Here is a 20,588-nt window from a genome sequence, read left to right as displayed (position 1 = left end):
ATTTATTCAGGAGCGGTCTTCGGGACGCTGTCGCGTGCGCCCGAAAATCGCTTACCCGGCGGCGCGCAGATTGTCGGCCGAAGATTTGCCAGAGCGGCGATCTGCCACGATTTCGTAGGAGATCTTCTGGCCTTCACGCAACGTTCCGAGGCCGGCACGCTCGACAGCGCTGATGTGCACGAACACGTCATTGCCGCCGTCATCCGGCTGGATGAAGCCATAGCCCTTGGTAGCGTTAAACCACTTCACGGTTCCCATGCTCACGGGGGTAGTCCCTTCTCAGATAGACAAGTCGTAGCCCACCTTTCGATGGGCTGGTGAGATCGAATTTTTGGAAGGGTCGTCAGCGTCTAAACCGGCTGTACCGGTGGATAGCTAATGTCGTCCGGCCGAAAATCGATACCTAATATTATTCGATAGTAGGGTTCAAAACAATCCTGACGTGCGATTTTTTGATTCGGGGCGGCCAGCCGCCCTCGCTCGCGCGCGACGCGGTCGCGTCGGGCGCGATTTCGAGGGCGTTTACGATCTGTTTACCGGCGGCGGAACTGGCCGCCGCGCGGCGGCGCACCACGCGGGGCGCCCGATGTCGACGGACGCTCGTCCTTGTGTCGGAAGATCAGGCGACCCTTCTCCAGATCATACGGCGACATCTCGATCGTCACGCGATCGCCTGCCAGCGTCTTGATCCGGTTCTTCTTCATCTTGCCTGCGGTATAGGCAACAATCTCGTGTCCGGCATCGAGCTGCACGCGATAGCGCGCGTCGGGGAGAATTTCGGTCACCAGTCCTTCGAACTGGATCAGCTCTTCTTTAGCCATGGTGGTCTCCAGGTCGATCGAGGCTAGCGCTGCGGTCGGTGGTTACGGTTCGGTTGATTATTCGGACGGCTCTCGCGATGCAAGAAGGCGACGCCCTGAATGCCCTCGCTTTGGCCGGCCTGGCTCTTGCCGGCCTGCTGGGCCGGACGCGGCGCTTCGTGCCTGTTCGGCTGCTGCGCATTATTACCACCACCGCGGCGGCGTCGGCGAGGGCCTTTTGCGCTTGGGGCCGGTTCATGAGAACGGCTAGCATGGACGCGTGTTCCAGGCCGTCCGCCCCGGTGCTGGGCGGGGGCCGGCGCCGCATCACGGTGGCCCGGCGTCCTGCGGTCTTCCCGCGGCAGCGCGATGCGAATCAGCCGCTCGATGTCGCGCAGATAGCCCATTTCCTCGGCGCCCGCGATCAGCGAGATCGCCACGCCCTCGGCGCCGGCGCGCGCGGTGCGGCCGATGCGGTGGACGTAGGTTTCGGGAACGTTGGGCAGGTCGAAATTCACGACATGGCTGATGCCGTCGACATCGATGCCGCGGGCGGCAATGTCGGTGGCGACCAACGTGCGGATCTCGCCGGAGCGGAACGCCGCCAGCACGCGTTCCCGGTGGTTCTGCGATTTGTTGCCATGAATGGCATTGGCTTCGATACCGGCCTTGGCCAGCACCTTCACCACCTTGTCGGCGCCGTGCTTGGTGCGGGTGAAGACCAGCGCGCGGTCGACTGGTTCCTGCTTCAAAAGCTGCGCCAGCACCGCCGGCTTGGCCGCGAAATCGACCTGGATGATGCGCTGGGTGATCCGGTCGGCCGTCGAGGCCACCGGCGTCACCGCCACCCGCGCGGGGTCGCGCAGCATGGATTCGGCGAGTTCCGCGATATCCTTCGGCATGGTGGCCGAGAAGAACAGCGTTTGCCGCTTGATCGGGAGTTTCGCGACGACTTTGCGGATGTCGTTGATGAAGCCCATGTCGAGCATACGGTCGGCTTCGTCGAGCACCAGGAACTCGACCTGGTTCAGCTTCAGCCCGTTGCTCTGGACGAGATCGAGCAGACGGCCGGGGGTCGCCACCATTACTTCGACACCCTGCATGACCGAGCGGACCTGGCGGCCCATCGGCACGCCGCCGATCGCCAGCGCTGAGGTCAGGCGGATGTGGCGGCCATAGGCGTTGAAGCTGTCGAGGATCTGGCCTGACAGCTCGCGGGTTGGCGACAGCACCAGCACGCGGCAGCTCTTCGGCTGTGGCCGGATGCGGTTCTCCAGGATCCGGTGCAGGATCGGCAGCGCAAACGCCGCGGTCTTGCCGGTGCCGGTCTGGGCGATGCCGACGACGTCACGGCCGGTCAATGCGATGGGAATGGTCTGGGCCTGGATGGGCGTGGGCGTGTGGTAATTTTCTTCCTTGAGCGCACGCGAGATGGGATCGGCAAGGCCGAAATCCTGAAAGGAGGTCAAAAGGGTGGTTCTTTCCATTAAAAAGGGCAGGCGCCCGGCGATGTCAGCCAGGAGCGCGCGAGTGTGTCAGAGACACCCGCGTGTTTGGGGCGTCGGTTTTGCTAGCTGAAGGGGGCAAGCCAGAAACCGCAAAACGGGATCAGAACACGCGGCTCGCAGGGACCTGATGATTCTCTAGGTCACGACAGTCATATGGAGCACCTGTGCGCCGCTTTCAAGGTGAATTCGGCACGCCTCGCCAGCTCGGTTAAAAGAAACCGATCGGCCAGATCGCGCCGTGCCGCGCGGCCAGCCCAAACGATCAAAATTCGTGCAAGAAATTTAGCCAAATTGCGGCATTTGCACAAAAAGTAGATGGTTTGCCGCCAAAGCATACATTTACGCTGTCTAATAAGTAGGCAGATTTCTCGCCGGCGGTTTTCGCATAGCCGGAATTTCCAAGCGATTATAGGAGTTTATCCGGCCATCGAGCGATGGCATGGTTCTTGCGATTCCCTTAAACGCAGGCGGCCGTGGGGCCGTTCGCAGCGTTCAACGCCTGCGTCAGGGAGATGACATTTCATGCTTACAAAATTGACTCACGATATAGCGACGCTGAGCCGCCGCCGCTGGCTAGCGGCCACTGCCGGCCTGGTTTTGGGTCTGGCTGCGTTCTCGAACGCCAAGGCGCAGGAGACCATCAAGGTCGGCGTCCTGCATTCTCTTTCCGGCACCATGGCCATCAGCGAAACCACGCTGAAGGACACCATTCTCTTCCTGATCGAGGAGCAGAACAAGAAGGGCGGCGTGCTCGGCAAAAAGCTTGAGCCTGTCGTCGTCGACCCCGCCTCGAACTGGCCGCTGTTTGCCGAAAAGGCGCGCGAGCTGATCACCAAGGACAAGGTTTCGGTCGTGTTCGGCTGCTGGACCTCGGTGTCGCGCAAGTCCGTGCTCCCGGTATTCAAGGAACTGAACTCGATCCTGTTCTACCCCGTGCAATACGAGGGCGAGGAGAGCGAGCGCAACGTGTTCTACACCGGTGCTGCGCCGAACCAGCAGGCGATTCCCGCCGTCGACTATTTGATGAAGGACGAGAAGGTGAAGCGCTGGGTTCTGGCCGGCACCGACTACGTCTATCCGCGCACCACCAACAAGATCCTCGAAGCCTACTTGAAGTCGAAGGGCGTCAAGCAGGAAGACATCATGATCAACTACACGCCGTTTGGTCATAGTGACTGGCAGACCATCGTGGCCGACATCAAGAAGTTCGGCTCCGCCGGCAAGAAGACCGCCGTGGTCTCCACCATCAACGGCGACGCCAACGTTCCCTTCTACAAGGAGCTCGGCAACCAGGGCATCAAGGCGACCGACATTCCGGTGGTCGCGTTCTCGGTCGGTGAAGAAGAACTCGCCGGCATCGACACCAAGCCGCTGCTCGGCCATCTCGCCGCCTGGAACTACTTCCAGTCGATCAAGTCGCCCGAGAACGAGAAGTTCATCAAGGCCTGGCAGGCCTACACCAAGAATCCGAAGCGCGTGACCAACGATCCGATGGAAGCGCACGTCATCGGCTTCGACATGTGGGTCAAGGCGGTCGAGAAGGTGAAGTCGACCGATCCGGACAAGGTGATCGACGCGCTGCCCGGCATCGAAGCCAAGAACCTGACCGGCGGCACCTCCAAGATGCTGCCTAACCATCACATCACCAAGCCGGTGTTCATCGGCGAAATCAAAGCCAACGGCCAGTTCGACGTGGTGTGGAAGACCCCGGGCCTTGTCGCTGGCGACGCCTGGTCGAAGGAGCTCGAGGGCTCCAAGGACCTGATCGGCGACTGGGTTGGCAAGAAGTGCGGCAACTACAACACCAAGACCAACAAGTGCGGCGGTCAGGGCTCCTGATCCCGATCTGATCCGATTGGATCATGATCCCGGTCTGATCCGACAGGATCATGACCCCGATCTGATCCGACAGAATCAGGATCGCCTGAGTTGCAATAAAGAACTTCCAAGAGTTCTTCGAAGAGAACGATGGGAGAAGGCGGCGCTGCCGCCGCCTTCTCCCCATACTCCTGCCGGGGTCGTATTGTGTCTGCCAATTTCCTTGATCGCCTTCGCGCGCTTTTGCTCGCGATCCTTTTGGCTGCAGCCTTTGCGGCGCCGGCGCTGGCGGGCCCGTTCGAAGACGCGGTCGCCAAGTTCGCCAACGACGATTTTTCCGACACCGATGAAGCGATCGGCGCGGTCGCGACCTCGGGCAATGCGCTCGCCTTTCCGATCATCAGTGCGCTGCAGGACGGAAGGCTGTCCGCCGATCCGGATACCAAGAAGGTTTTCATCACGCAGACCGACGGCAAGGTCATCGATGCCGCAACCGGCGCTGCCGTAGACAAGCTGCCGGACAATGCGGCTGCCGTCCGGCTCAACAACCGCTTGCGCCGCGCCGTCGAGGCCGCGCTCGGTGGGCTGACGCTGTTGTCACCCGATCCGGCCAAACGGATTGCGGCGGCGCAATCGGTGTTCAAGAGCCATGAGGAGAGCGCGCTGCCCGTAATCGACGGCGCCCTGGCGAAAGAGACCAACAAGTCCGTCAAGGCCGCCTTCGCGGAAGCCCGCGCCGCCATCCTGCTTTACAAGTCTGACGCGACCGAGGTCGAGAAGCTCGAGGCGGTTGCCGTCGTCAAGGCGCGCGGCGATCAGGAGGCGATGGCGCTGCTGACGGGCTTGGGCAACGACCTGCCGCCCAATGTCGCGCGCGCCGCAGCCAGCGCGATCGCCTCGATCCAGAGCAATCTTGCGATGTGGTCGATGGTGCAGAACGCCTGGTACGGCCTGTCGCTGGGATCGGTGCTGTTGCTGGCCGCGATCGGCCTCGCCATTACCTTCGGCGTCATGGGCGTCATCAACATGGCCCATGGCGAGATGGTGATGCTGGGCGCCTACACCACCTTCGTGGTGCAGGAAGTCATTCGCAGCAATTATTCCGGCCTGTTCGATTATTCGCTCTTGATCGCGGTGCCGCTGGCGTTCCTCGTCGCGGGCGCCGTCGGCGTAGCGATCGAGCGCGGCATCATCCGCTTCCTCTATGGCCGTCCGCTGGAAACGCTGCTCGCGACCTGGGGTCTGTCGCTGGTATTGCAGCAGGCCGTGCGCACCGCGTTCGGCCCCACCAACCGCGAGGTCGGCAATCCCTCCTGGATGAGCGGCGCGTTCGAGCTCGGGCAGATCACCATCACCTATAACCGGCTCTGGATCCTCTGCTTCACGCTCGCGGTGTTCGTCATCCTGCTCGCGATGCTGCGTTACACCGCGCTCGGGCTCGAGATGCGCGCGGTGACGCAGAACCGGCGCATGGCGGCTTCGATGGGCATCGCCACCTCGCGCGTCGATGCGCTGACCTTCGGCCTCGGCTCGGGGATCGCCGGGATTGCCGGCGTGGCGCTGTCGCAGATCGACAATGTCAGCCCCAATCTCGGCCAGAGCTACATCATCGACAGCTTCATGGTCGTCGTGTTCGGCGGCGTCGGCAATCTCTGGGGCACGCTGGTCGGCGCCTTCACGCTCGGCATCGCCAACAAGTTCCTGGAGCCGGTGGCCGGCGCCGTGCTCGGCAAGATCGCCATCCTGGTGCTGATCATCCTGTTCATCCAGAAGCGTCCGCGCGGCCTGTTCGCGCTGAAGGGCCGGGCGGTGGAAGCATGACGCCGCATATCCTCACGCGCTCGCTCGATCGCAGCGCCACCGTCTTCCTGGTGGTGGTCGCCGGCCTCGGCGTGCTGATCCCGCTCTCCAATCTCCTGCTGCCTGCAGGCTCGGCGCTGCAAGTGCCGACCTATCTGGTCGCGCTGTTCGGCAAATACGCCTGCTACGCCATTTTGGCGCTCTCAATCGACCTGATCTGGGGCTATTGCGGCATTCTCTCGCTCGGCCACGGCGCGTTCTTCGCGCTCGGCGGCTACGCCATGGGCATGTACCTGATGCGCCAGATCGGCAGCCGCGGCGTCTACGGCAATCCGATCCTGCCCGACTTCATGGTGTTTCTGAACTATCCGGCGCTGCCCTGGTACTGGCACGGCTTCGATATGTTCTGGTTTGCGGCGCTGATGGTCGTTCTTGTTCCCGGCCTGCTCGCGTTCTGCTTCGGCTGGCTGGCGTTCCGCTCACGCGTCACCGGCGTCTATCTCTCGATCATCACCCAGGCCATGACCTATGCGCTGCTGCTGGCGTTCTTCCGCAACGATTTCGGCTTCGGCGGCAATAACGGCCTGACCGACTTCAAGGACATCCTCGGCTTCAACGTGCAGGCCGACGGCACCCGCGCCGCTCTGTTCGCGCTGAGCTGCCTGGCGCTGATCGTGGCCTTCCTGATCTGCCGGGCGGTCGTGACGTCGAAGCTCGGCAAGGTCTTGATTGCAATCCGCGACGCCGAGTCCCGTACCCGTTTCCTCGGCTACCGCGTCGAGTCCTACAAGCTGTTCGTGTTCACGCTGTCGGCCTGCATGGCCGGCGTCGCCGGCGCGCTCTACGTGCCGCAGGTCGGCATCATCAATCCGAGCGAATTTGCACCGGGCAACTCCATCGAAGCGGTGATCTGGGTCGCCGTCGGCGGCCGCGGCACGCTGGTGGGCGCCGCGCTTGGCGCGGTCGTCGTCAACTACGCAAAAACCTACTTCACCTCAGGCCCGCTGGCGCCGTACTGGCTGTTCATGCTGGGCGCGCTGTTCATCCTGGTGACGCTGCTGCTGCCAAAGGGGATCGTCGGCACCTTCAACGCCTGGCGGGAGTCCCGGAAGGCAGCCGAGAAAGCCAATGCCGAAAGCGCTGCCCTCGAAGACGGCGTCGGCGAACCGAAGCCGGCGGAGTGAGCGCATGAGTGTCATGGAGGGAAGGACCACTTCGGCGCTGCTCTACCTCGACGGCGTGCATGTCTCGTTCGACGGCTTTCACGCCATCAACAATCTGTCGCTCACCCTGGAGCCAGGCGAGATGCGCGCCATCATCGGCCCGAACGGCGCCGGCAAGACCACGATGATGGACATCATCACCGGCAAGACCAAGCCGGACGAAGGCACAGTGCTGTTCGATGGCATGACCGACCTGACGCGGCTGGATGAGACCCATATCGCCGAACTCGGCATTGGCCGCAAATTCCAGAAGCCGACGGTGTTCGAGAGCCAGACCATCGAGGACAATCTGTTGCTGGCGCTCAATGTCGATCACAGCGTCAGGGGCACGCTGTTCTGGCGCGGCAGCAGAGACGAATCCGAGCGGATCGACCGCGTGCTCGAGACCATCCGCCTGACCGATGCACGCAACCGTCTTGCGGGCAGCCTGTCACATGGCCAGAAGCAGTGGCTGGAGATCGGCATGCTGCTGGCACAGGACCCAAAACTGCTGCTGGTCGACGAGCCGGTCGCGGGCATGACCGACGTCGAGACGCATCAGACCGCCGAGCTTCTGAAGGAAATCAACAAGGAAAAGACCGTTATGGTCGTCGAGCACGACATGACCTTCGTGCGCGAACTCGGCGTCAAGGTCACCTGCCTGCACGAAGGCACGGTGCTGGCGGAGGGGAGCATCGATCAAGTCTCATCGAATGAGCGCGTGATCGAAGTGTATCTGGGAAGATAGGCGTGGAAGCAAATACTCAGTTTCGTGTCCCGGGCACAGCGCAGCATGAGCGCAGCGAAATGGTGCGCTGTAGACCCGGGACCCACTCTGGGTCCCGCATCTGCGGTGCATCACTGCGTGCTGCACCGCGCGCGGGACACGAGATGGGGAAGGCCGAGGGCATGCTGAAGGTCGACAACATCAATCTCTACTACGGCGCGGCGCAAGCCCTGCGCGGCGTCTCGCTGTCCGCCGAGCCCGGCAAAGTGACGTGCGTGCTGGGCCGCAACGGCGTCGGCAAGACCTCGCTGCTGCGCGCGATGGTCGGCCAGTATCCGATCGCCAGTGGCTCGATCGCGCTTGATGGTCACGATATCACCGGTCTGAAACCTTATGAACGCGCCCGGCGCGGCATCGGCTTCGTGCCGCAGGGCCGCGAAATTTTTCCGCTGCTCACGGTTGAGGAAAATCTCAAGACCGGTTTCGGGCCGCTCAAGCGCGAGGATCGCCATATCCCCGACGACGTGTTTTCACTGTTTCCGGTGCTCAATACGATGCTGGGGCGGCGCGGCGGCGATCTCTCCGGCGGCCAACAGCAGCAGCTCGCGATCGGCCGTGCGCTGGTGATGCGGCCGAGACTGTTGCTATTGGACGAGCCGACCGAAGGCATTCAGCCCTCGATCATCAAGGACATCGGCCGCGCGATCTCTTACCTGCGCAGCCTCGGCAACATCGCGATCGTGCTGGTCGAACAATATCTCGACTTTGCCTGCGAGCTCGGCGACAATTTCGCGGTCATGGACCGCGGCGCCGTGAAATATGCCTGCGACCGCGCCAATCTCGATCCCGCGGAGATCAGTCGCCAGATGGCGCTGTAACGTTTTCGAGCGCGGCATACACCGTTTGGGGGACGGATGCGGACCGATATCACGCGCACGGCTTCAGCAACGTTCGCTGCCAACCGGGCCCAGGGCGCGGTGCGGTTCGGCGTGCATCTGCAGGATGGCGTCACCCGCCGCGGCGACTTGCATGAATCCGGCTCGCTGCGCGTGCGCTTTCCTTCACCTGAAACAGAGGGCCTGTCGGGCGTGTTCGTCAACACCGCCGGCGGTATTGCCGGCGGCGACCGTTTCGACATCGACATCAGGGCAGGCGAGGGCACCCGGCTGACGCTGACGACGGCGGCGGCCGAAAAGGTCTATCGCGCGCCCGGTCCCGCCGCGCAGCTCGGCATCGCCCTGAAGGCGGAAGCGGGCGCGCAGCTCGCCTGGCTGCCGCAGGAGACCATCCTGTTTGACCGTGCTCGGATTATCCGCCGCATCGACATCGACCTGGCCGAAGACGCCTCGCTTCTGCTCTGCGAAATCGTCGTGTTCGGCCGCGCCGCGATGGGTGAAACGATGCGGCACGGCGAGTTCGTCGACCGCTGGCGCCTGCGCCGCGGCGGCAAGCTGGTGTTCGCGGAGACCATCCGGCTGGACGGCGACATCGGCGCAAAGCTGGCGCGGCCGGCCGTGGCCAATGGCGGCGTTGCCATCGGCACCGCGCTGATCGTGCCCGGCGATGAGGCAGTCGTGGAGCGCATCCGCGAAGCCTCGGAAACGTTCGTCGGCGAGGTCGGCATCTCCTGCTGGAATGGATTTGCAATGGCGCGCTTCTGTGCCCAAGATGCCGCCCGGCTCCGCGCCGACATGATGACGGTGCTCGGCCGCGCCAGCGCCGCAGCGCTACCAAGACTTTGGCTTAATTAACCGCTGTGGCTCAATTAGAGACAATCACCAGAGTGCCCGCATGAATCTCTCCCCCCGCGAAAAGGACAAGCTCTTGATCTCGATGGCGGCCATGGTGGCGCGCCGCAGGCTGGAGCGCGGCGTCAAGCTCAACCACCCCGAGGCGGTGGCCATCATCTCCGACTTCATCGTCGAAGGCGCCCGCGACGGCCGCACCGTCGCCGAACTGATGCAGGCCGGCGCCCAGGTCCTGACCCGCGCGCAGGTGATGGATGGCATTCCCGAAATGATCCACGACATCCAGGTCGAAGCGACATTTCCGGATGGTACCAAGCTCGTCACCGTGCATGAACCGATCAGATAGGAGCACCGCATGATCCCCGGCGAACGCTTCATCAAGGACGGCGAGATCGAACTCAACGCCGGCCGCAAGACGGTGACGCTCACCGTCGCCAATACCGGCGACCGCCCGATCCAGGTCGGCTCGCACTATCACTTCTTCGAAACCAACCCCGCACTGAAATTCGACCGCAAGAAATCCCGCGGCATGCGCCTCGACATCGCCGCCGGCACCGCGGTGCGCTTCGAGCCGGGGCAAACGCGTGATGTGCAACTCGTGGCGCTTGCCGGCAAACGCACCATCTACGGCTTCCGCGGTGAGGTGATGGGGAAGCTGTGATTTGCAGGGACACGCTGTGATCGCTCGTGAGGTGAGCACGTGGGTAGGGCTCCCTCCCCCCTTGCGGGGGAGGGTTGGGGAGAGGGGGTATGCCGCGGGCTCGGACCGGAGAGAGTCGTCGCGGTGCGAACCAAACTCGAAACGCGGTCGACAGCCTCGCTGCCGCGATTCGGCAGGCAGCGGAGCAAGCGGCACCCCTCTCCCTAACCCTCTCCCGCAAGGGGAGAGGGAACCCATCCGCCGGTGCCTCCCTGACTCGTGCCAATCACATCGGGGATAGCCATGATGCGACGTGAGGAGAGCACGCTAACCGGGCTCCCTCCCCCCTTGCGGGGTCCGAGGCGAGCGAAGCTCGCTCTCGAGGCTGGGGAGAGGGGTATGCCACACGACGAGGTAAGCAAGGTTCAGCGCGATCGCGCCAAGCGTTTAAGGCGCGAGATGACTCGTGCGGAGACGTTGCTATGGCGCCATCTAAAAGCGAAACGGCTCGCAGGGCTAGGATTTCGCCGCCAAGTCCCGATGGGCAATTACATCGCGGATTTCGCTGCTCACTCTTGCAAGCTCGTCATTGAGGTCGATGGCGAGAGCCACGATTTTGAGGAGCGCATTCGACACGATGCCGCACGCGATCGATGGTTTGAGTCGCGCGGCTATCGTGTGCTGCGTTTCACGAACGACGACGTGATGAAAAATCTTGAGGGCGTGGTTCTCACGATCGCGGAGGCAGCGGAGCAAGCGGCACCCCGCTCCCTAACCCTCTCCCGCAAGGGGAGAGGGAACCCTTCCGCCGATGGGTCCCTCACTCGTGCTCCTGATTTCCGGGAGGAGGAGTGATGCACTGTGTGGGACCTTCGACTCGAAGTGAGGTGAGCACACTCTTCAGGCTCCCTCTCCCCTTGCGGGAGAGGGTTGGGGAGAGGGGTGGCCCCGAGTCGCCATGCCTGCAATTGGCACCAATTCAGATCTAGAGCCTGGAGTCCGTCATGTCCGTGAAAATCAAACGTAGCGTCTATGCCGACATGTTCGGGCCGACCACCGGCGACAGAGTGCGGCTGGCCGATACCGATCTCATCATCGAGGTTGAAAAAGACTTCACCACTTATGGCGAGGAGGTGAAGTTCGGCGGCGGCAAGGTGATCCGCGACGGCATGGGACAATCGCAAGTCACCAACCGGCAGGGTGTGGCCGATACCGTCATCACCAATGCGCTGATCGTCGACCACTGGGGTATCGTGAAAGCCGACGTCGCGATCAAGGAGGGCATGATCGCGGCGATCGGCAAGGCCGGCAATCCCGATATCCAGCCCGGCGTCACCATCATCATCGGTCCCGGCACCGACGTCATCGCCGGCGAAGGGAAAATTCTCACCGCGGGCGGCTTCGACAGCCACATCCATTTCATCTGCCCGCAGCAGATCGAGCATGCGTTGATGAGTGGCGTCACCTCGATGCTCGGCGGCGGCACCGGGCCCTCGCACGGCACCTTTGCGACCACCTGCACGCCCGGCCCCTGGCACATGGCGCGGATGATCCAGTCGTTCGACGCCTTCCCGGTCAATCTCGGCATATCAGGCAAGGGCAATGCCGCGCGTCCCGCTGCGCTGGTCGAGATGATCAGGGCCGGCGCCTGCGCGCTGAAGCTGCACGAGGATTGGGGTACCACGCCGGCGGCGATCGACAATTGTCTCGCCGTCGCCGACGATTACGACGTCCAGGTGATGCTGCATTCGGACACGCTGAACGAATCCGGCTTCGTTGAGGACACGATGAAAGCCTTCAAGGGCCGCACGATCCATGCCTTCCACACCGAAGGCGCCGGCGGCGGTCATGCGCCTGACATCATCAAGATTGCCGGCTTGAAGAACGTGCTGCCGTCCTCGACCAACCCGACGCGCCCTTTTACGCGCAACACGATCGACGAGCATTTGGACATGCTGATGGTGTGCCACCATCTCGATCCTTCGATCGCCGAAGACCTGGCCTTCGCCGAGAGCCGCATCCGGAAGGAAACCATTGCGGCGGAAGATATCCTGCACGATCTCGGCGCGCTCTCGATGATGTCGTCGGATTCGCAGGCGATGGGTCGGCTCGGCGAAGTCATCATCCGCACCTGGCAGACCGCCGACAAGATGAAGAAGCAGCGCGGCGCGCTGGCCGAGGACAAGGGCAACGACAACGACAATTTCCGCGTCAAGCGCTACATCGCCAAATACACCATCAACCCCGCGATCGCGCATGGCGTCTCGAAACTGATCGGCTCGGTGGAGAAGGGCAAGCTGGCCGACCTCGTGCTGTGGCAGCCGGCCTTCTTTGGCGTCAAGCCGGATTGCATCATCAAGGGCGGGTCGATCGTGGCGGCGCCGATGGGCGATCCGAACGCCTCGATCCCGACGCCGCAGCCGGTGCATTACCAGCCGATGTTCGCCGCCTTCGGCAAGTCGCTGACCGCATCTTCAGTGGTGTTCACCTCGAAGGCCGCCATTACCGGCGGGCTGGCGCGCAAGCTCGGCATTGCCAAGACGCTCTACCCGGTGAAAAACACCCGCGGCGGCATTTCCAAGAAGAGCATGATCCACAACGGCGCGACGCCCAAGATCGAGGTCGATGCCGAGACCTATGAGGTGCGCGCAGACGGCGAGCTTCTGACATGCGCGCCCGCCGAGGTCCTGCCCATGGCGCAGAGGTATTTCATGTTCTAAGGTCTGGCCCGAAACGTTAGTCTGAACAAAAGTCCGGGAGGATCTAGTGATCTACGTCGTTGCCACGCTGACCATCAAGCCCGAAACGCGCGCCGATTTCATCGCCGCCGCCACCGCCTGCATCAAGGAAACCCGAAAAGAGCCGGGCAACATCGCCTACGACCTGCACGAGAGCGTCACGGACCCCTCAAAAATGGTGTTCGTCGAGCAGTGGGAAAATGCCGAGGCGCTGGTGCCGCATCGTGGCGCCGAGCACATGAAGACCTTCGGTCGCGTCGCCGTGAAATGCATGTCGGCTCCGCCGAAGATCGAAGTGATCACGCCCGAAAAGGTCGAGACCCGCTAGCAAGAAAAGCCAACGGGAGACAAATTGTGGAGAAGCTTTGAGGCCCACGTCATGATCCGCGCGACCAAAGTGCTGGGCCAGCATCGCTGGACGCAAGCAGCCGCCGACACCGTCGTGCTCGATTTCGACGACCGGCACCGGCGGCGGATGGCGATGACGGGAACGCGCGGGCTCGAGTTCCTACTCGACCTGGAGAGTGCGGTGGCGCTGCGCGGCGGTGACGCGCTGGTGCTGGAGGACGGCAGGCTGATCGAGGTGGTCGCGGCCGCCGAGCCCCTGATCGAGATCCGGGGTGTCGATCCCTTGCATCTGGTCCGCATCGCCTGGCATCTCGGCAACCGCCACCTGCCGACGCAGATCATGCCGAAGGGCTTGCGCATCCGCCGCGATCACGTCATCGAGGCGATGGTGAAGGGGCTGGGTGCGCGCATCATCGAGATCGAGGCGCCGTTCGATCCCGAAGGCGGCGCCTATGCTCAGGCTTCGCATGATCATGCCGCGCACCACCACGGCCATGATCATCACCATCATGATGATCATGCGCACCATCACCATCACGACGAACATTGCGACCACGATCATTCCCATGCTCATGACCACAAGTGAGCCTGCGCCCGCCGACGCGAGCAGCGGAATGAGTGCGGAGGAGTCAGCGGCGCTGTACCGGCTGATGACCTGGCTGTCGCCGTCCTTCCCGGTCGGTGCATTCTCCTATTCCAGCGGCATCGAATGGGCGGTGGAGGCGGGCGATATCACCGACGCCGCATCGCTGCGCGACTGGCTGGCCGCGATGCTGGTTGACGGTTCTGGCTTCTGCGACGCCGTGTTTCTGGCGCAGGCGTATCGCGCCGCGTCCATGCGGGACGCCGCTGCGCTGCGCGACATCGCCGAGCTCGCGGCTGCTTTCGTGCCCTCGCGCGAGCGTCAGCTCGAGACGACGACGCAGGGCCGCGCCTTCATCGATATCGCGCGCGCCGCCTGGACCCGCGACGGGCTCGACAGCATGGTTGCTGCGAGCGGCAGCGCGATCGTTTATCCCGTCGCGGTTGGCGTCGTCAGCGCCACCCATGCCGTTCCGCTTCCGCCGGCAATGCATGCCTTCCTGCATGCCGTGGTGTCGAACTGGATTTCCGCCGGTGCGCGCCTCGTGCCGCTCGGGCAAACCGACAGCCAGCGCATTCTCGCGAGCCTGGAGACTGAGGTCGCGGCAACGGCGAAGCGCGCGCTCGCCGGCTCACTCGACGATCTCGGCAGCGCCACCTTCCGCGCCGACCTCGCCAGCCTCCGCCACGAGGCGCAGTATACGCGGCTGTTCCGGTCGTGACTGCGCGCCCCGCTCTCCACCCGTCGTCCCCGCGAACGCGGGGACCCATAACCACAAATGTTCGTGGCTATGCCGGGTTGGAGCTCCAGCCTGCTACAACAATCAAATTCAGTGGCTATGGGTCCCTGCGTTCACAGGGACGACGAAACCGAAAGAGTGCATAACATGGCAACCTCTCACGGCCCGCTTCGGATCGGCGTCGGCGGTCCTGTCGGCTCCGGCAAGACTGCGCTGATGGACCTGCTCTGCAAGTCGATGCGCGAGCACTACGACATCGCCGCCATCACCAACGACATCTACACCAAATGGGACGCCGAATTCCTGGTGCGCTCGGGCTCGCTGACACCGGACCGCATCGCCGGCGTCGAGACCGGCGGCTGCCCCCACACCGCGATCCGCGAGGACGCCTCGATGAATCTCGCGGCGGTCGCCGACATGCGCGCGAAATTTCCCGATCTCGATCTGGTGCTGATCGAATCCGGCGGCGACAATCTTGCGGCGACGTTTTCTCCCGAACTCGCCGATCTCACGATCTACGTGATCGACGTTGCCGCCGGCGACAAGATTCCCTCCAAGGGCGGTCCCGGCATCACCCGATCGGACCTGCTCGTCATCAACAAGATCGACCTGGCGCCTTATGTCGGCGCGTCGCTGGAGAAGATGGAGGTGGACGCCAAGCGGATGCGCGGCGAGCGGCCGTTCGTGATGACCAATTTGAAGAAGAGCGAGGGGCTCGATCGCATCATCGGCTTCATCGAGACCAAGGGCGGCCTGCGCCCGGCAGCGAAGGCCAAGTAGGTCATGTAAGCTAGATGAACGGTCCAGCCGGGCGGGGCGGATAAGGGGCAGGCCCAGCGGCCCGGTGAGTCCCGTATTAAGATTAATATCCGGTCCGCCGCCGCAGCCCGCGGATTTGTCCGTCCGCGCCGGAACCAAATCGACGCTGTCAGATTATCAACTTCTGGCGCCGCCAAATCAGCGTTAACGGCTGCCGTGTTGTTTGCCCGCTGCCAAGCTGTCAGTTGCGTGCTGATGATCGCTCCGTCATATTTGCCGCGCTTGGCCTTCGCGCTTTTGCCACGTGTCTCTGCCCCGGCAGACCCCGAAATGCTTCCAATACGTCTTCGCCAACACGTCATTCCTGAGTAAGCGAGTGGTTCGGCTGGGCTTCATTATCGGCTTTATTGCCCTGATCGGAGTTTTGCTCTCCGGTCTCGCAGCCTATCGCGTCCACGAGCAGGAACTGGCGATCGACGGCATCGCGCTGTCGCGCGCCATCGACGTTCATGCCAGCCTGGCGCAGGACCGGCTGACCGAGCGCGAATTGCTCGCACGCGTTGCATCCGGTTTGTTTCGTTCACCTTCGGTAGTGAAGGCCAACATGCTGCAGCCGCTGCGCTCGGCGATCTATGCCTTCAAGACCGATTTCGTGAGCGCATTCTGGATCGCGCGGCTCAAGCCGGGCGATCTGGCGGCGGCGCAGGCGGAGCTGAAGGGGGCCGGCTTCACCAATCCGACGATCAGGGATTTCGACGACAAGCCGCTGGATCTACGGACCATCAACAAGCCGATCGACGTGCTGATGGATCTTGAGCCGCGCAGTCCGGACACGCTCGGTTTTCCCGGCCGCGCCTACGACCGGCACTCGGTGATCGGGCCGATGCTGGCGCAGGCGGCGGCAACCGGCAAGCCGCTGGCCTCGGACCCGATCCCGCTGTTGCGCCAGAACGGGCCGATCGGTCTCGTGCTGGCGTCTCCGATTCTGCTGGAGGGCAGTTCGGAGCCGGCCGGCTTCGTCACCTTTTCCTACGAGCTGGCGCCGCTGATGCTGACCGATGACGACCGCTCGTTGTTCTCGGTGGTGTTGAAGGACCCTGATGACGCCAACGACGAATATGTCGCCAACGACCAGGGCGTCGTCACGCTGCGGGCGGTGAGGCAGGGCGATCCGCTGCCGTCGGTGGTGCGGACGGTAACGTTCGGCGGCCGCGACTGGTCGCTCGGCTATTACGCCAAGAACAACGCCGCGCAGCGTGCGCAGCAGACCGCGATCGTCGTCGCGGCCATTGGGCTGGCGCTCACCGGAATCGTTTGCGGCCTGTTCGGCTACGTCGCCTACAACAATCTGCGGCTCAGCCGCGAGATCCAGGTGCGGATCGGCTTCGAGCGGCGCTTGACCGCCGTCATCGACGAGCTCAACCACCGGGTCAAGAACATCCTGGCCGTGATCCAGTCGATCGTGACGCGCACGCTGCGTCACGGCTCCGACATGGATGTAGCACGCGAGCTGTTGATCGGCCGCATTCACGCGATGTCGAACGTGGTGACGCTGCTCAGCGAAAGCCAGTGGCAGGGCGTCAAGCTCAAGGGCCTGTTCGAGTCGCGCGCGATCCCGCATGCCGACCGCATCGTCGTCAACGGCCCAGATATCGCCGTCAGCGCGCGCGCCGCGCAGTCGCTCTCGCTGTTGTTCTTCGAGCTGGCCTCGCACTCCGACGAGGGCCTGTCGCTGGTCGGCAAGCATCCGCATATCGTCGCGAACTGGGAAGTGACCGGCGAGGAGCCCGACACGATCTTTCATTTCCGCTGGGAAGAGTTCAACACCAGCGCGGCGACACGGCGCGAAGACTCGGATTTCGGCCTCATCCTGCTCGACCGCGTCGCCCCCGAAGCGCTCGGCGGCACCGCAAAGCGCTACTTCACCGATGTCAGCTATGTCTACGAACTCATCGCGCCGATGGCCACGGTGGTCGACATGACCGAGCGCGACCGCACGGGCGAGATTTCCGCGCCGGTACGGCCCGCGCGGTAGGACTCGTCCCATCCGCCCGTCGTCCCTGCGCACGCAGGGACGACAACGTTGAAGGCATCACGTCCAGGTTACGATAGCGACAAAAAGGGCGGCCCGCTCGGGCCGCCTCTTCCGTGTCGTCTCGATCGCGTCATCAGCCGCCATTGCCGCCGATCACGGCGCGCACGGTCTCGTCAGGTCCGAAATCCTCGGCGCCCTCGACATAGAGCAACGCGGAGAGTTTCGAGCGCGCGCGGTTGACGCGGCTCTTGATGGTGCCGACCGCGCAGCCGCAGATGGCGGCGGCGTCCTCGTAGGAGAAGCCGGAGGCGCCGACCAGGATCAACGCTTCGCGCTGGTCCTGCGGCAGCTTGTCGAGTGCTGTGCGAAACTCCTCAAACTCCAGATGCGCGTTTTGCGAAGGCTGGGTCTTCAAAGTTTTCGCGTAATTGCCCTCGGCGTCCTCCACCTCGCGCCGCCGCTTGCGATAGTCCGAGCGAAACAGGTTGCGCAGGATGGTGAACAACCAGGCCGGCAGGTTCGAGCCGGGCTGGAACGAGTCAATGTTGGCAATGGCGCGCAGCAACGTCTCCTGCACCAGGTCGTCCGCACGGTCACCATTACCCGAGAGTGAGATCGCAAACGCGCGCAGGCTTGGTACCGACGCCAAAATGTCGTCGCGAAGAGAGTCTGTGAGAGGCATTAGTCCCTCCCGTCTTCTTGTTTGTCGATTTGGGCCGCCGCCGCCTCCGGCCCATCGAGCTTCCGGATCAGCTCCGCAAAGCGGTCCGGCACGCCCTGTCGGACCACATCGTCGTACATGGCACGGAGCTGGTGGCCGATCCTCGATTGAATCTCGGCATTGAGCCCGCCCTGCTTTTTTGCTTCCTTCATGGTCTGATCCACGCTTCCCCGAGAGTTAATTCTCTGTGGTTTCAAGAGGTTACCTCGAAATTGGGCCTAGGCCGCCGCGTTATAGGTCAGAGGCTAATGCGAATATCTGCGGATGGTTCCGAAATCTGGGAACCTTTTTTGGAACTTTTTTGGCTTCCGCGAGTAGTCGGGGTGACAGGGGAACCGGGTCCCCCCGACTCAAATGGTTTAAAAAGTCTTAAATGGCGCCGGACGCGGCGCTCGAGGTTACGTCCGCCCAGATGCGACCCTAAGTAACGGCCAAGGATACGGCCCAAGACAAGGATGAATGGGGATGTCCCGATCACAGCTCGTTGCTGAACATCTGCCGCTGTTGCGGCGCTATGCCCGTGCGCTCACCGGAAACCAGGCCTCGGGCGATGCTTATGTGGGCGCCATGCTGGAGGCCCTGCTGCAGGATGCCTCGCTGCTGGATGAACGGTACGGCCCGCGCGCCGGGCTGTTCAAGCTGTTCACCCAGATCTGGAATTCGGTCTCGCTCAACGACAATCCGGATGTCGCGACGTTGGCGCTGCCGCCGGAGCGGCGGCTGTCGAACATCACGCCGCTACCGCGGCAGGCGTTCCTCTTGCTGTCGCTCGAGGGCTTCTCCGAGGAAGAGGTGGCGTTCATTCTCAATACCGACATCGCCGAGACCCGGCAGTTGACGGATACTGCCGGCCGCGAGATGGCGGCGGAAATCGCCACCGACGTGCTGATCATCGAGGACGAGACCTTCATCGCGATGGATCTCGAGAGCCTGGTGAAGAACCTCGGTCACAACGTCATCGGCGTCGCCCGCACCCATGCCGACGCGGTCGCGCTCGCCAAGAACAAAAAGCCCGGCCTGATCCTCGCCGACATCCAGCTCGCCGACGGCTCGTCGGGCCTCGATGCCGTCAACGAATTGCTGCGCGCGTTCGAGGTGCCGGTGGTGTTCATCACCGCTTACCCCGAGCGCTTCCTGACCGGCGAACGCCCCGAGCCTGCGTTCCTGATCTCAAAGCCGTTCCAGCCCGCGATGGTTTCGGCGGTGGCGAGCCAGGCGCTGTTCTTCCAGCGCAACTCGCGCAATCGCGCCCCGCGCGCAGCCACCGGCTGACGGGAGCCTTGTAGCGAGAGCAGTAATGATCCGGCGCGCTCAACTAGCGCGCCGGATTTTTTGCGGTCATAAACCGCAAGGCTTGGGACCAAGGCTTGGGGCGGCGAATCAAATGGTGCGGGTTGGAAATCGATGAGTATCGGGCTGATCGGCCTTCTCGACGATGTCGCTGGTATCGCGAAGGTAGCTGCAGCCTCCCTCGATGACGTCGCCAGCCAGGCCGCGAGGGCGGGCGCAAAGGCCGCAGGCGTCGTAATCGACGATACCGCGGTCACGCCCGGTTACGTGATCGGGTTCTCCCCGGCGCGCGAACTGCCGATGGTTGGCAAGATCGCGGCGGGATCGCTTCGCAACAAACTGTTGGTGCTGCTGCCAGCGGCTTTGCTCCTGAGCTACTTCGTTCCCTGGACGATTACGCCGCTCCTCATGCTGGGCGGAGCCTATCTCTGCTACGAAGGGGTGGAGAAAGTGCTAGAGGCTATCATGCCGCACAGCGCGCATCAGCATGAGGCCCAGCTCGGCACGGTTGCCTTGAACGCTCAGTCGGTGGAAGACGAGAAGGTCGCAAGCGCGATCAAGACCGACTTCATCCTCTCGGCCGAGATCATGGCGATTACCCTGGCGGCGCTCCCAGCGGGGAGCATTTGGAAGCAAGCGCTCGTGCTGGCGCTCGTCGGAATCGGAATTACCGTCGCCGTGTACGGCGTGGTCGCGCTGATCGTGAAGGCCGACGATGTCGGCGTGGGTCTGGCGCGGAGCGACCGCGCCTCGGCTGTTGGCCGCGCCCTCGGACGCGGCATTGTTCGCAGCATGCCCGTGCTGCTGAAACTCCTCAGCGTGATCGGCACCGCCGCCATGATCTGGGTGGGCGGCGGCATCATCCTGCATGGCCTCGAGGTCTACGGCCCGCCCGCGATCGAACACGCCGTCAAGGCGGCGGCGGAGGCCGCGGCGCACGCGGTGCCGCCCGTCGCCGCGATTCTCGAGTGGGTGGTTGAGGCCGCCATCTCCGGTGTCATCGGATTGCTGATCGGCGCTGCATCGATTCCGGTCGTCGGATTTGTCATCGCGCCGGCGTGGAAATGGCGCTGAAGCATCTTCTGCAACGCAGTCAGAATAGGCCGGCGCAGTGAAGAGCCGCCGGTTTGCG

The 20,588-nt window shown here is 63.3% G+C and carries 22 protein-coding genes; 17 read left to right on the top strand and 5 right to left on the bottom strand.

What is annotated here, in order from left to right:
• Window positions 1-51 precede the first annotated feature (51 nt).
• The 3 genes from V1273_RS31205 to V1273_RS31195 form a co-directional block, all read right to left on the bottom strand.
• The gene (locus V1273_RS31205; RefSeq protein ID WP_002714433.1) at window positions 52-264 is read right to left on the bottom strand and encodes a cold-shock protein; all 213 of its coding nucleotides are present in this window, start codon (window positions 262-264) and stop codon (window positions 52-54) included.
• Between the two features lie 269 nt (window positions 265-533).
• A complete protein-coding gene (gene infA / locus V1273_RS31200) occupies window positions 534-821 on the bottom strand; it encodes a translation initiation factor IF-1 (RefSeq protein WP_334365196.1) in 288 nt (95 codons plus the stop codon).
• Between the two features lie 23 nt (window positions 822-844).
• Window positions 845-2,287 (bottom strand): DEAD/DEAH box helicase, encoded by a 1,443-nt coding sequence (locus tag V1273_RS31195; RefSeq protein WP_334365195.1) that lies wholly within the window; start codon window positions 2,285-2,287, stop codon window positions 845-847.
• Window positions 2,288-2,830: 543 nt separating this feature from the next.
• Between V1273_RS31195 and urtA the strand changes: the two genes are divergently transcribed.
• The 15 genes from urtA to V1273_RS31120 all read left to right on the top strand — a co-directional run bounded on the left by urtA (window position 2,831) and on the right by V1273_RS31120 (window position 17,445).
• Window positions 2,831-4,147: an urea ABC transporter substrate-binding protein gene (gene urtA / locus V1273_RS31190; protein ID WP_334365194.1), complete on the top strand. Its 1,317-nt coding sequence runs from the start codon at window positions 2,831-2,833 to the stop codon at window positions 4,145-4,147.
• A gap of 186 nt (window positions 4,148-4,333) precedes the next feature.
• On the top strand, window positions 4,334-5,947 hold the full coding sequence (gene urtB, locus V1273_RS31185; RefSeq protein WP_334411845.1) for an urea ABC transporter permease subunit UrtB: 1,614 nt from the start codon (window positions 4,334-4,336) through the stop codon (window positions 5,945-5,947).
• Window positions 5,944-7,110, top strand: a complete 1,167-nt coding sequence (urtC, locus tag V1273_RS31180) for an urea ABC transporter permease subunit UrtC (protein WP_334365191.1) — start codon at window positions 5,944-5,946, stop codon at window positions 7,108-7,110. Before urtB ends, urtC begins: the two co-directional genes overlap by 4 nt.
• A 4-nt stretch (window positions 7,111-7,114) precedes the next feature.
• Window positions 7,115-7,876 (top strand): urea ABC transporter ATP-binding protein UrtD, encoded by a 762-nt coding sequence (urtD, locus tag V1273_RS31175; protein ID WP_334365190.1) that lies wholly within the window; start codon window positions 7,115-7,117, stop codon window positions 7,874-7,876.
• Window positions 7,877-8,037: 161 nt separating this feature from the next.
• Window positions 8,038-8,733 (top strand): urea ABC transporter ATP-binding subunit UrtE, encoded by a 696-nt coding sequence (gene urtE / locus V1273_RS31170; RefSeq protein WP_334365189.1) that lies wholly within the window; start codon window positions 8,038-8,040, stop codon window positions 8,731-8,733.
• Between the two features lie 36 nt (window positions 8,734-8,769).
• The gene (locus tag V1273_RS31165) at window positions 8,770-9,606 is read left to right on the top strand and encodes an urease accessory protein UreD (RefSeq protein ID WP_334411844.1); all 837 of its coding nucleotides are present in this window, start codon (window positions 8,770-8,772) and stop codon (window positions 9,604-9,606) included.
• 40 nt (window positions 9,607-9,646) lie between these two features.
• Window positions 9,647-9,949, top strand: a complete 303-nt coding sequence (locus V1273_RS31160) for an urease subunit gamma (RefSeq protein ID WP_028349318.1) — start codon at window positions 9,647-9,649, stop codon at window positions 9,947-9,949.
• Window positions 9,950-9,958: 9 nt separating this feature from the next.
• Window positions 9,959-10,264, top strand: a complete 306-nt coding sequence (locus V1273_RS31155) for an urease subunit beta (RefSeq protein WP_334380086.1) — start codon at window positions 9,959-9,961, stop codon at window positions 10,262-10,264.
• Between the two features lie 378 nt (window positions 10,265-10,642).
• On the top strand, window positions 10,643-11,098 hold the full coding sequence (locus V1273_RS31150; RefSeq protein ID WP_334411843.1) for an endonuclease domain-containing protein: 456 nt from the start codon (window positions 10,643-10,645) through the stop codon (window positions 11,096-11,098).
• A 149-nt stretch (window positions 11,099-11,247) separates the two neighbouring features.
• Complete coding sequence (gene ureC / locus V1273_RS31145) at window positions 11,248-12,963, top strand: urease subunit alpha (RefSeq protein ID WP_334411842.1); 1,716 nt, start codon at window positions 11,248-11,250, stop codon at window positions 12,961-12,963.
• Window positions 12,964-13,009: 46 nt separating this feature from the next.
• Window positions 13,010-13,309 (top strand): putative quinol monooxygenase, encoded by a 300-nt coding sequence (locus V1273_RS31140; protein ID WP_028349315.1) that lies wholly within the window; start codon window positions 13,010-13,012, stop codon window positions 13,307-13,309.
• A gap of 51 nt (window positions 13,310-13,360) precedes the next feature.
• A complete protein-coding gene (ureE, locus tag V1273_RS31135) occupies window positions 13,361-13,915 on the top strand; it encodes an urease accessory protein UreE (RefSeq protein ID WP_334365185.1) in 555 nt (184 codons plus the stop codon).
• On the top strand, window positions 13,896-14,633 hold the full coding sequence (locus tag V1273_RS31130) for an urease accessory protein UreF (protein ID WP_334412295.1): 738 nt from the start codon (window positions 13,896-13,898) through the stop codon (window positions 14,631-14,633). Before ureE ends, V1273_RS31130 begins: the two co-directional genes overlap by 20 nt.
• A gap of 165 nt (window positions 14,634-14,798) precedes the next feature.
• Window positions 14,799-15,431: an urease accessory protein UreG gene (ureG, locus tag V1273_RS31125; RefSeq protein WP_334411841.1), complete on the top strand. Its 633-nt coding sequence runs from the start codon at window positions 14,799-14,801 to the stop codon at window positions 15,429-15,431.
• 355 nt (window positions 15,432-15,786) lie between these two features.
• A complete protein-coding gene (locus tag V1273_RS31120; RefSeq protein WP_334365183.1) occupies window positions 15,787-17,445 on the top strand; it encodes a CHASE domain-containing protein in 1,659 nt (552 codons plus the stop codon).
• A 133-nt stretch (window positions 17,446-17,578) separates the two neighbouring features.
• On the opposite strand, the gene V1273_RS31115 is transcribed toward V1273_RS31120, so the two are convergent.
• Together V1273_RS31115 and V1273_RS31110 are read right to left on the bottom strand one after the other, a co-directional pair.
• On the bottom strand, window positions 17,579-18,127 hold the full coding sequence (locus V1273_RS31115) for a sigma-70 family RNA polymerase sigma factor (RefSeq protein ID WP_028349310.1): 549 nt from the start codon (window positions 18,125-18,127) through the stop codon (window positions 17,579-17,581).
• The gene (locus V1273_RS31110; protein ID WP_028349309.1) at window positions 18,127-18,318 is read right to left on the bottom strand and encodes a NepR family anti-sigma factor; all 192 of its coding nucleotides are present in this window, start codon (window positions 18,316-18,318) and stop codon (window positions 18,127-18,129) included. The genes V1273_RS31115 and V1273_RS31110 overlap by 1 nt, the downstream gene beginning before the upstream one ends.
• Window positions 18,319-18,631: 313 nt before the next feature.
• Here V1273_RS31110 and V1273_RS31105 point away from each other — a divergent pair, with 313 nt between their 5' ends.
• Window positions 18,632-19,438: a response regulator gene (locus V1273_RS31105; protein ID WP_334365182.1), complete on the top strand. Its 807-nt coding sequence runs from the start codon at window positions 18,632-18,634 to the stop codon at window positions 19,436-19,438.
• Window positions 19,439-19,570: 132 nt separating this feature from the next.
• Window positions 19,571-20,530: a DUF808 domain-containing protein gene (locus tag V1273_RS31100; protein WP_334411840.1), complete on the top strand. Its 960-nt coding sequence runs from the start codon at window positions 19,571-19,573 to the stop codon at window positions 20,528-20,530.
• The last annotated feature ends 58 nt before the right edge of the window (window positions 20,531-20,588 follow it).

This window comes from Bradyrhizobium sp. AZCC 1721, assembly GCF_036924715.1.
Lineage (GTDB): Bacteria > Pseudomonadota > Alphaproteobacteria > Rhizobiales > Xanthobacteraceae > Bradyrhizobium.
This window is presented reverse-complemented; position numbering and strand designations above follow the sequence as displayed.

What these genes read in the sequence shown, in the direction of transcription:
- V1273_RS31155 (WP_334380086.1), top strand. Translation starts at nt 9,959, where the DNA reads ATGATCCCCGGCGAACGCTTCATCAAGGACGGCGAGATCGAACTCAAC.
- ureE (WP_334365185.1), top strand. Translation starts at nt 13,361, where the DNA reads ATGATCCGCGCGACCAAAGTGCTGGGCCAGCATCGCTGGACGCAAGCA.
- ureG (WP_334411841.1), top strand. Translation starts at nt 14,799, where the DNA reads ATGGCAACCTCTCACGGCCCGCTTCGGATCGGCGTCGGCGGTCCTGTC.
- V1273_RS31100 (WP_334411840.1), top strand. Translation starts at nt 19,571, where the DNA reads ATGAGTATCGGGCTGATCGGCCTTCTCGACGATGTCGCTGGTATCGCG.
- V1273_RS31195 (WP_334365195.1), bottom strand. Translation starts at nt 2,287, where the DNA reads ATGGAAAGAACCACCCTTTTGACCTCCTTTCAGGATTTCGGCCTTGCC.
- V1273_RS31110 (WP_028349309.1), bottom strand. Translation starts at nt 18,318, where the DNA reads ATGAAGGAAGCAAAAAAGCAGGGCGGGCTCAATGCCGAGATTCAATCG.
- V1273_RS31130 (WP_334412295.1), top strand. Translation starts at nt 13,896, where the DNA reads ATGCTCATGACCACAAGTGAGCCTGCGCCCGCCGACGCGAGCAGCGGA.
- V1273_RS31160 (WP_028349318.1), top strand. Translation starts at nt 9,647, where the DNA reads ATGAATCTCTCCCCCCGCGAAAAGGACAAGCTCTTGATCTCGATGGCG.
- urtA (WP_334365194.1), top strand. Translation starts at nt 2,831, where the DNA reads ATGCTTACAAAATTGACTCACGATATAGCGACGCTGAGCCGCCGCCGC.
- V1273_RS31165 (WP_334411844.1), top strand. Translation starts at nt 8,770, where the DNA reads ATGCGGACCGATATCACGCGCACGGCTTCAGCAACGTTCGCTGCCAAC.
- V1273_RS31105 (WP_334365182.1), top strand. Translation starts at nt 18,632, where the DNA reads ATGTCCCGATCACAGCTCGTTGCTGAACATCTGCCGCTGTTGCGGCGC.
- urtD (WP_334365190.1), top strand. Translation starts at nt 7,115, where the DNA reads ATGAGTGTCATGGAGGGAAGGACCACTTCGGCGCTGCTCTACCTCGAC.
- infA (WP_334365196.1), bottom strand. Translation starts at nt 821, where the DNA reads ATGGCTAAAGAAGAGCTGATCCAGTTCGAAGGACTGGTGACCGAAATT.
- V1273_RS31150 (WP_334411843.1), top strand. Translation starts at nt 10,643, where the DNA reads ATGCCACACGACGAGGTAAGCAAGGTTCAGCGCGATCGCGCCAAGCGT.
- urtC (WP_334365191.1), top strand. Translation starts at nt 5,944, where the DNA reads ATGACGCCGCATATCCTCACGCGCTCGCTCGATCGCAGCGCCACCGTC.
- urtE (WP_334365189.1), top strand. Translation starts at nt 8,038, where the DNA reads ATGCTGAAGGTCGACAACATCAATCTCTACTACGGCGCGGCGCAAGCC.
- V1273_RS31115 (WP_028349310.1), bottom strand. Translation starts at nt 18,127, where the DNA reads ATGCCTCTCACAGACTCTCTTCGCGACGACATTTTGGCGTCGGTACCA.
- ureC (WP_334411842.1), top strand. Translation starts at nt 11,248, where the DNA reads ATGTCCGTGAAAATCAAACGTAGCGTCTATGCCGACATGTTCGGGCCG.